General features: G+C 62.7%; 8 protein-coding genes and 1 pseudogene. 4 read left to right on the forward strand and 5 right to left on the reverse strand.

Annotated elements, in window-relative coordinates; all coding sequences use genetic code 11:
- Window positions 1–126 precede the first annotated feature (126 nt).
- Window positions 127–741 (reverse strand): annotated as a pseudogene (ppk2, locus tag ROE7235_RS17905) (polyphosphate kinase 2); the annotation flags it as partial.
- A 226-nt stretch (window positions 742–967) separates the two neighbouring features.
- Here ppk2 and ROE7235_RS17910 point away from each other — a divergent pair.
- A complete protein-coding gene (locus ROE7235_RS17910; protein WP_121097021.1) occupies window positions 968–1,813 on the forward strand; it encodes an SDR family oxidoreductase in 846 nt (281 codons plus the stop codon).
- A 36-nt stretch (window positions 1,814–1,849) separates the two neighbouring features.
- Window positions 1,850–2,617 carry a tRNA pseudouridine(38-40) synthase TruA gene (gene truA, locus ROE7235_RS17915; RefSeq protein WP_121097023.1) on the forward strand — a complete coding sequence of 256 codons (768 nt, stop codon included), beginning with the start codon at window positions 1,850–1,852 and terminating at the stop codon, window positions 2,615–2,617.
- A gap of 91 nt (window positions 2,618–2,708) precedes the next feature.
- Here the strand turns inward: truA and ROE7235_RS17920 are convergent, their stop codons facing one another.
- The 3 genes from ROE7235_RS17920 to recA all read right to left on the reverse strand — a co-directional run bounded on the left by ROE7235_RS17920 (window position 2,709) and on the right by recA (window position 6,820).
- Window positions 2,709–2,996 (reverse strand): DUF1330 domain-containing protein, encoded by a 288-nt coding sequence (locus tag ROE7235_RS17920; protein ID WP_121097025.1) that lies wholly within the window; start codon window positions 2,994–2,996, stop codon window positions 2,709–2,711.
- Window positions 2,993–5,650, reverse strand: coding sequence for an alanine--tRNA ligase (gene alaS, locus ROE7235_RS17925; RefSeq protein WP_121097026.1), 2,658 nt, complete (start codon window positions 5,648–5,650; stop codon window positions 2,993–2,995). Before alaS ends, ROE7235_RS17920 begins: the two co-directional genes overlap by 4 nt.
- 102 nt (window positions 5,651–5,752) lie before the next feature.
- The gene (recA, locus tag ROE7235_RS17930; protein WP_121097034.1) at window positions 5,753–6,820 is read right to left on the reverse strand and encodes a recombinase RecA; all 1,068 of its coding nucleotides are present in this window, start codon (window positions 6,818–6,820) and stop codon (window positions 5,753–5,755) included.
- Window positions 6,821–7,086: 266 nt separating this feature from the next.
- On the opposite strand from recA, the gene ROE7235_RS17935 reads away from it, so the two are divergent.
- A complete protein-coding gene (locus tag ROE7235_RS17935; protein WP_121097028.1) occupies window positions 7,087–7,302 on the forward strand; it encodes a hypothetical protein in 216 nt (71 codons plus the stop codon).
- Here the strand turns inward: ROE7235_RS17935 and ROE7235_RS17940 are convergent.
- Window positions 7,293–7,667, reverse strand: coding sequence for a hypothetical protein (locus ROE7235_RS17940; RefSeq protein ID WP_147434259.1), 375 nt, complete (start codon window positions 7,665–7,667; stop codon window positions 7,293–7,295). The genes ROE7235_RS17935 and ROE7235_RS17940 overlap by 10 nt on opposite strands.
- Between ROE7235_RS17940 and ROE7235_RS17945 the strand changes: the two genes are divergently transcribed.
- Window positions 7,638–8,339: a PfkB family carbohydrate kinase gene (locus ROE7235_RS17945; protein WP_370743929.1), complete on the forward strand. Its 702-nt coding sequence runs from the start codon at window positions 7,638–7,640 to the stop codon at window positions 8,337–8,339. The genes ROE7235_RS17940 and ROE7235_RS17945 overlap by 30 nt on opposite strands.
- The last annotated feature ends 109 nt before the right edge of the window (window positions 8,340–8,448 follow it).

Here is an 8,448-nt window from a genome sequence, read left to right on the forward strand (position 1 = left end):
CGCAAGCCTCAAGCTCGAGGCGGGCTGGTGAGGAAAGAAAGTCAGGGCGGATCATAAGCAATAGCTGAATCGTTCCAAACCCAGCAGTCAAGTCAACAAATTCGGCTTCTGCAGGACTCGGAGTATATATTCATCCCATTTGCCAAGGCTGGCCTTGTCGATGGGCGACAGCTTCCAGCGTTTCAACGGGTCGGTCTCGCGCGCGGAAAAACGGCGCCGCTGCTCTTCGGGCGTGACAGAGAACCAGAACTTGAACAATCTGATTCCCGAGCGCACCAGCATCCGCTCAAATTCCGGCGCCTGGCGCATGAATTCCAGATAATCGGTTGGCGTGCAAAACCCCATCACCCGCTCGACACCGGCGCGATTGTACCAAGACCGGTCATAAAACACCATTTCGCCGCTGGTCGGCAGATGCTCGATATAACGCTGAAAATACCATTGGCCCAATTCGCTTTCAGACGGCTTGTTCAACGCCACCACACGCGCGAAACGCGGGTTCAGATGCTCGTTGAACCGCTTGATCGTGCCACCCTTGCCGGCGGCGTCCCGCCCCTCGAACAAGAAAACAAAGCGCTCGCCCGTCTCTATCGCCCATTTCTGGACCTTCAAAAGCTCTGCCTGAAGGCGTGCCTTCTCGGCCTCGTAGGGCGCGCGCGCCATCTTGTAGCGATAGGGGTAGCGGTCGGATTCGAAAAACTTGCGGATCTCGTCATGCGTCAGCTTGGCGGGGTCCGGCATCCAGTTGTATTTCGCGGGCGCGGTTTTCAGGCGGACTGGGTCAGTGGTTTCGGCAGGCTCTACCACGAAATCTGGTGCGGCGGGGTTCGCTTGGGCATCGGCATCTTTCATCGGCACTATCCTGTCTGAAATCTGATGCTCCATTCTAGCGAAATCCGCGAAACCTGTCTTTGACATACCTCAATCGGCGCTTGTCTTGGCAGGGCAGCGGACCGATATTGAGAGTATGACCAAAACACTCCTTTCCATCGGGCATGGCTATAGCGCACAGGCACTGGCAGAGCGGTTGTTGCCGCTGGGCTGGCAGGTGATCGGAACCACCCGCAGCGACGCGCGCGCCGCCGAGATGGCACGACACGGGGTAGAGCCGCTGATCTGGCCGGGCACCCCCCTTCCGCTGGACCGCGCGACGCATCTTCTGACCTCGGTCGCGCCGGGGGCAGAGGGCGATCCCGTTCTGGCCGCGCACGGGGCGCAAATTGCCGCCGCCACGCATCTGGACTGGGTCGGCTATCTTTCGACCATCGGCGTCTATGGCGACCATAATGGCGGCTGGGTCGATGAGGACACCGCGCTGACACCCGGCACAGCCCGCGGGCGCGCACGCGTCGCTGCCGAAGCCGCTTGGCAAGAGGTGACGCCCGCGCGCCTGCACATCCTGCGGCTGGCGGGGATTTATGGCCCCGGTCGCGGCCCGTTTGCCAAGCTGCGCAATGGCACCGCGCAACGGATTATAAAGCCGGGACAGGTGTTTTCCCGCATCCACCGCGACGATATCGGCGCAGCGCTTCTGGCCAGCATTCAGTCGGATAAGGGCTCGGCGGTGTATAACCTGTGCGATGATGACCCCGCCCCGCCGCAAGACGTGATCGCACATGCCGCAGAGTTGCTGGGGATGACGCCCCCCCCCGAGATCGCTTTCGAGGACGCCGACCTGTCGCCCATGGCGCGCAGTTTCTATTCCGAAAGCAAGCGCGTGCGCAATGACCGGATCAAGCGCGAACTGGGCTGGCAGCCGCACTACCCCGATTACCGAACCGGCCTGCGCGCAATATTGGATGCGGAAGGGTAATTGCATTGCGCGGCACTTGGCGCTAACCGAAGCGCCATGCCCCGCTACGCCCTGAAAATCGAGTATGATGGCCGCCCATTCTGCGGCTGGCAGCGCCAGCGCGACCTGCCGTCGGTACAGGGCGCGATAGAGACCGCGCTCGCCCGTCTGGAACCGGATGTTCCCGGCATCGCCGCCGCCGGGCGCACAGATACCGGCGTGCACGCGACCGGGCAGGTCGCGCATTGCGACACGGCCCGCGACTGGGACGCGTTCCGCCTGATGGAGGCGCTGAACCATCACCTGAAACCGCGGCCCGTTGCGATACTGGCCTGCGCGCAAGTGACCGACGATTTTCACGCCCGCTTCTCGGCACGCGAACGGCGCTATACGTTCCGGCTGCTGTCGCGCCGCCCGCCGCCCGCGCTAAAGGCAGGCTTTGTCTGGCATGTCCGACACGCGCTTGACCTGCGCGCCATGCAGGCCGGTGCGACCCATCTGCTTGGGCAGCACGATTTCACAACCTTCCGCGCCAGCCAGTGTCAGGCGCACTCCCCCTTTAAAACACTGGATGGTCTGGACATAGAGGCGCGGGATGTACCCGGCGGGCAGGAATACAGCTTCCACCTGCGCGCAAGATCATTCCTACACAATCAAGTGCGCAGCATTGTCGGCACGCTGGAGCGGGTTGGTGCGGGCGCATGGGCGCCCGAGGATGTGAAAACGGCTCTGGAGGCGCGGGACAGAACCGCCTGCGGCCCTGTCAGCCCGCCTGACGGGCTGTGCCTGACCGGGGTCAGCTACCCGACCGATCCGTTCGTGTGACCCGATGCGTCCGGGGGCTGTCTGCCCCCGCCGCCATTGGCCATAGCCCAATGGCGACCCCCCCGAGGATATTTGAACAAGGATGAAAAGTTCAGTCGACCTCTTCCACCACGACCAATTCGCGGGTGGCGGCATTCTTGGCAAAGCTCAACGCCTCTTGGTAGGCGGGAGAATTGTAGCAAGCGACCGCCGCATCGACCGAAGGGAAACGCGCGACCACGTTGCGCGGGTGTCCCTGCCCTTCAAGCTGGACGGCGCGGCCCGCACGCGCAAGGAACACACCGCCATGATCGGCGATCGCCGTGGTCGCGCGGCTGGCGTATTGGGCATAGGCGTCAGCATCTGTGACGGTGACATGGGCAATCCAGAGCGCACTCATGCGGATACTCCTGCTATATGATCTGTTGCGGCCTTGAGCGCGGCCTCTGCCCCGGCGATATCGGCGCCGCCGCCCTGAGCCATGTCGGGACGGCCACCGCCACCCTTGCCGCCCAATTCGGTCACGGCAGCGCGCACCAGATCGACCGCAGAGATACGGTCGGTCAGATCGGCGGTCACGCCTGCGGCTACGGCGGGTTTGGCGCCGGTATCGGCCACCAGCACCACGACGCCGCTGCCCATCTTGTCCTTCATCGCGTCGATCAGCGCGGGCAAATCCTTGCCGCCGACCCCTTGCATGACGCGCGCGATCAGCTTGATGCCGCCCACATCCTGCGGCGCGTCCTCTGCCGCGCCGCCGCCCATGGCGATCTGGCGCTTGAGTTGTGCCACCTCGTTTTGCAGCGCGCGGCGTTCGTCCATTAGCGCGCGAACACGGGCGGGGACATCGGCACCGGATGTTTTCAGCGCAAGCGCCACATCGGCCAAGCGGTGATCCTGGGCGCGCAGATAATCCAGCGCAGGCTGCCCGCTCAGCGCCTCGACCCGGCGGACCCCGGCGGAACTGGCGCTATCGCCCAGCACCACGAAAGCGCCGATATCGCCGGTGCGCGTGACATGGGTGCCGCCGCAAAGCTCCAGCGAATAGGTGTCACCCTCTGCGCCCTTGCCGGACCCTGTAAGCGTCCCCATCGACACGACGCGCACCTCGTCGCCGTATTTTTCCCCAAAGAGCGCCTGCGCCCCAAGCGCGCGCGCGTCGTCCGGGGTCATGATCCGCGTGTCGACCGGGCTGTTCTGGCGGATGAACGCGTTCACCTCGGCCTCAACCTGCTTGATCTGCTCGGGGCTCAGGGCCGCGCCATGGCTGAAATCGAAACGCAGTCGGTCCGGCGCATTGAGCGAGCCACGCTGCGCGACATGCTCGCCCAAGGCACGGCGCAGGGCCTCGTGCAGCAGATGGGTCGCCGAGTGGTTGGCGCGGATGGCGCTGCGGCGGTCATGGTCCAGTTCCATCTTGGCGGGCTGGCCCGTGGCGATATGGCCCTCTGTCACCTCGGCAATATGGATGTGCAGCCCCGCCGCCTTGCGCGTATCGCTCACTCTGGCAAGGCCGGTTGCCGTCCGGATGAAGCCGCTATCGCCGACCTGCCCACCCGATTCACCGTAGAATGGGGTCTGGTTGGTAATGACCTGCACCGTTCCGTCGGCGCGGTCCGTCTCCGCCCCGTCTGCCACAATCGACAGGATCTGCCCTTCGGCTGTCTCTGTCTTGTAGCCCAGAAATTCCGTAGTGCCTTTGCGGTCGGCAATGTCGAACCAGATGGTTGCGTCCGCGGCCTCACCAGAGCCGGACCACGCGGCCCGCGCACGGGCCTTTTGCTCGTCCATCGCGGCATCGAACCCGTCCACATCGACCTTGCGACCGCGTTCGCGCAGTGCATCTTGCGTCAGATCGAGCGGGAAGCCGAATGTGTCATACAGCTTGAACGCCGTCGCACCGGGTAGATTCTGGTCATCCGACAGATCGGCCAGTTCTGCATCGAGCAGTTTCAGACCACGGTCGAGCGTCTGGCGGAAACGGGTTTCCTCGGCGCGCAGGGTTTCGGTGATCAGTGCCTGCGCCTCGCGCAACTCGGTGAAATGGGCGCCCATTTGCGTGACCAGCGCGGGCACAAGCCGGTGCATGACCGGATCTTGCGTGCCCAGCATATGCGCGTGCCGCATCGCGCGGCGCATGATCCGGCGCAACACATAGCCGCGCCCGTCATTGGACGGCAACACGCCATCGGCAATCAGGAAAGACGTGGCGCGCAAATGGTCCGCTATCACGCGGTGATGGGTCTTGCCGGGACCATCGGGGTCCGAAGACGTGGCGTTTGCAGACGCCTCGATCAGCGCGCGCATCAGGTCGGTGTCGTAATTGTCATGCTTGCCCTGCAACAGCGCGCCGATGCGTTCCAGACCCATGCCGGTGTCGATGGACTGGTTGGGCAATTCGGTCAAACGCCCGTCATCATGCTGTTCGTTCTGCATGAAAACAAGGTTCCAGATCTCGATGAACCGGTCGCCGTCTTCGTCCGGGCTGCCCGGAGGACCGCCCCAGATATCGGGGCCGTGGTCGAAGAAAATCTCTGTGCAGGGGCCGCAGGGGCCGGTCGGCCCCATGCGCCAGAAATTGTCGTCGGTGGGAATGCGGATAATGCGGTCATCGGTCAGTCCAGCGACCTTTTTCCACATATCCGCGGCCTCGTCATCGGTGTGGTAGACGGTGACGAGCAGGCGGTCTTTCGGAATGTCGAAGTCTTTTGTCAGCAAGTCCCAAGCGAAGGGGATCGCTTCGGACTTGAAATAATCGCCGAAGCTGAAATTGCCGAGCATTTCAAAAAACGTGTGGTGGCGCGCGGTATAGCCGACATTGTCGAGGTCGTTGTGTTTGCCGCCCGCGCGCACGCATTTCTGGCTGGTGGTCGCCCGTTGGTAGTCGCGATGCTCTACCCCGGTGAACAGGTTCTTGAACTGCACCATGCCCGAGTTGGTGAACATCAGCGTCGGGTCGTTTCGCGGCACAAGCGGTGAGCTGTCGACCACCTGATGGCCGTTGCGGGCGAAGAAATCGAGAAAGGTCGAGCGGATATCGTTGAGGCTGGCCATGTCACACTCCGGGCGCTTGCGCGTGCTGTCTTGATGGCACGGTGTAGCCCCCGGCGCAGGGGCTGTCCACACCCCGCGCCGAAATCCTGTATGGCCCCTGTTCTAATCTTCGGTCAGGTCCGCGTCACCTTCGGCCATGTGAAAATCGAGCCCGTGCGCCGCGCGGATTTTATCCTCGATCTCCAGCGCGCGATGCGGATTTTCGCGCAGGAACCCTTTGGCATTTTCACGCCCCTGCCCGATGCGTTCATCACCGTAGGAATACCACGCGCCAGATTTCTCGACCACGCCGGCCTTGACGCCCAGATCCAGCAATTCGCCTGTTTTCGAGATGCCCTCGCCATACATGATGTCGAATTCAACCTGTTTGAAAGGCGGCGCGACCTTGTTCTTGACGACCTTCACGCGGGTCTGGTTGCCAACCACTTCATCGCGGTCCTTGATGGAGCCGATGCGGCGAATGTCCAGACGCACAGACGAGTAGAATTTCAGAGCGTTGCCGCCGGTCGTGGTTTCGGGGCTGCCAAACATGACACCGATTTTCATGCGGATCTGGTTGATGAACACCACCATGCAGTTCGAACGGCTGATAGAGCCGGTCAACTTGCGCATGGCCTGGCTCATCAGGCGGGCATGGACGCCGACCGAACTGTCGCCCATATCGCCCTCCAGCTCTGACTTCGGCGTCAGCGCCGCAACCGAGTCGACCACCACCAGCGATACGGCGCCAGAACGCACGAGCGTATCGACGATCTCCAGCGCCTGTTCACCCGTGTCCGGCTGAGAGATGAGCAATTCATCCAGATCAACACCCAGCTTGCGGGCATATTGCGGGTCAAGTGCGTGTTCGGCATCGACAAAGGCGCAAACGCCGCCTTTTTTCTGCTCTTCTGCCACGACATGCAGCGTCAATGTCGTCTTGCCAGAGGATTCCGGTCCATAAATCTCGACGATCCGGCCTTTGGGCAGGCCACCGATCCCCAGCGCAATATCGAGTCCGAGCGAGCCGGTCGAGGTCGCCTCTATATCCTTGAGGACATTTTCGCCCCCAAGCTTCATAATAGACCCTTTGCCGAACTGCCGTTCGATCTGGGCCAGCGCCGAATCGAGCGCCTTTTGTTTTTCCGCCGCTTTTTTGTCGGTCATGTTCAGCAGGTCCGCTACAGCCATTGTTTCGCCCCTTATTTCACAGCGCGCCGGTTGCGGCAATCGCCCGTTTGTTCCCGACATGTTCTACACGATACATAAGCACAAAGCGAGAACTTTATGATTAATGAATGGCACGATATTGGCAGGCAATGGTTAAGAAACCCTTTTCGTGCGGAGGCTTGCACAGGATGCAAGGCGGGCATTCCGTTTTGGGCGTGGTAAGGGCAGCTACCCTGACCTAACTTGACCCCAAGGGAGGCGTATCGTCTCTGGGAAAGGACTATGACATGGCAAGTGTAACAACCAACATAGAGCAAAACGGCGCGGCGGCAGAGCCGTTTTCGGACGCGCTGGTGCGCGTATTGGAACGCATGGCGCAGCTCTCTCCGACTTATCGGCGCGTCGCGGCGCTGAGCCACGTTACCGATGCGGAACTGGCGGCACAGGGTACAACGCGGCAAGACGCGGCAACGCGCGTTTTCGGCAGCCGTTTTTACGCCTGAAACAGCAAAGCGAAGGCGCCGGGTGGAAGCCCGGCGCGGGCTACGCGGTTGGCCAGTTCAATGGCGAAAACCGCGTCATTCGACAGCGCGAGGTAGACCGCGCCGTGCAAGATGCCGTTCGGCGGCGCGCGGCGCGGAACCGGCACACCCGACATCTGGAACAGTAGCCCCTGATACAGCCGGTCATCCTGCGCGGATGCGGGGCGCAAGTAACGTTCCGACCGCGCGACATCTTCAGCCGTGGCCAGCACCACCTGCCCGAGAATTGCACCACGGTCGTCGCGCACGGCGGCCATGCGCGTGCTGAAGGGCACACGCCACGCTCCGCCCACATAATGGCACAGCCAGCGTTCGGGATCATCCATCTGCATGCCTTTGCCTATGCGGTGCGCGCGGGCTTGCCAAGACAGCAGGTTTCGACCATCACCTTGCGAATGGAACGACCGACCGACATTCTGTGCATTGGCGCCGCGCTTTGGGACATCATCGGCCGCACGCCCGCGCCCATGCGCGTGGGGTCGGACGTGGCCGGGCGGATCACCCGTATTCCCGGCGGTGTGGCGCTGAATATTGCGATGGCGCTGGTGCGCGCGGGCGCCCGCCCCGACGTGCTGGCGGCTGTGGGCCGCGACACGGCGGGCGATGCGCTGCTGACAGAAATGGCGGCGCGGGGTGTGGGCGTGGCCCATATTTACCGCGCGCCGGACCTGCCCACCGACACCTACATGGCCATAGAGGGCGCGGGCGGACTGATCGCCGCCATTGCCGATGTGCATTCGCTGGAAATGGCGGGGCCCAAGGTTCTTGCCCCGCTGCGCGACGGGCGTTTGGCCAGCGATGGGGCCCCGTGGCGCGGGATGATCGCGCTGGATGGCAATCTGACTGTCGCACTTCTGGCAGAGATCGCGAGCGCACCCGCTTTCGGGCAGGCCGATCTGCGGGTTGCTCCGGCCTCTCCCGGCAAGGGGGAACGGTTGCTGCCACTGCTCGCGCGGCCCGGTACGGTGTTTTATGTCAACCTAGTGTTCCCCACCTGACACAGGATTCCCATTGAGGGCCTGATGTGCTATATTCGGGACATGAGACGCAATGACATTTGCCTTTACCTTGGCCCCGCCGACCGTGCTGAGCTTCAAGCTCTGATCA

Source organism: Roseinatronobacter ekhonensis, from assembly GCF_900499075.1.
Lineage (GTDB): Bacteria > Pseudomonadota > Alphaproteobacteria > Rhodobacterales > Rhodobacteraceae > Roseinatronobacter > Roseinatronobacter ekhonensis.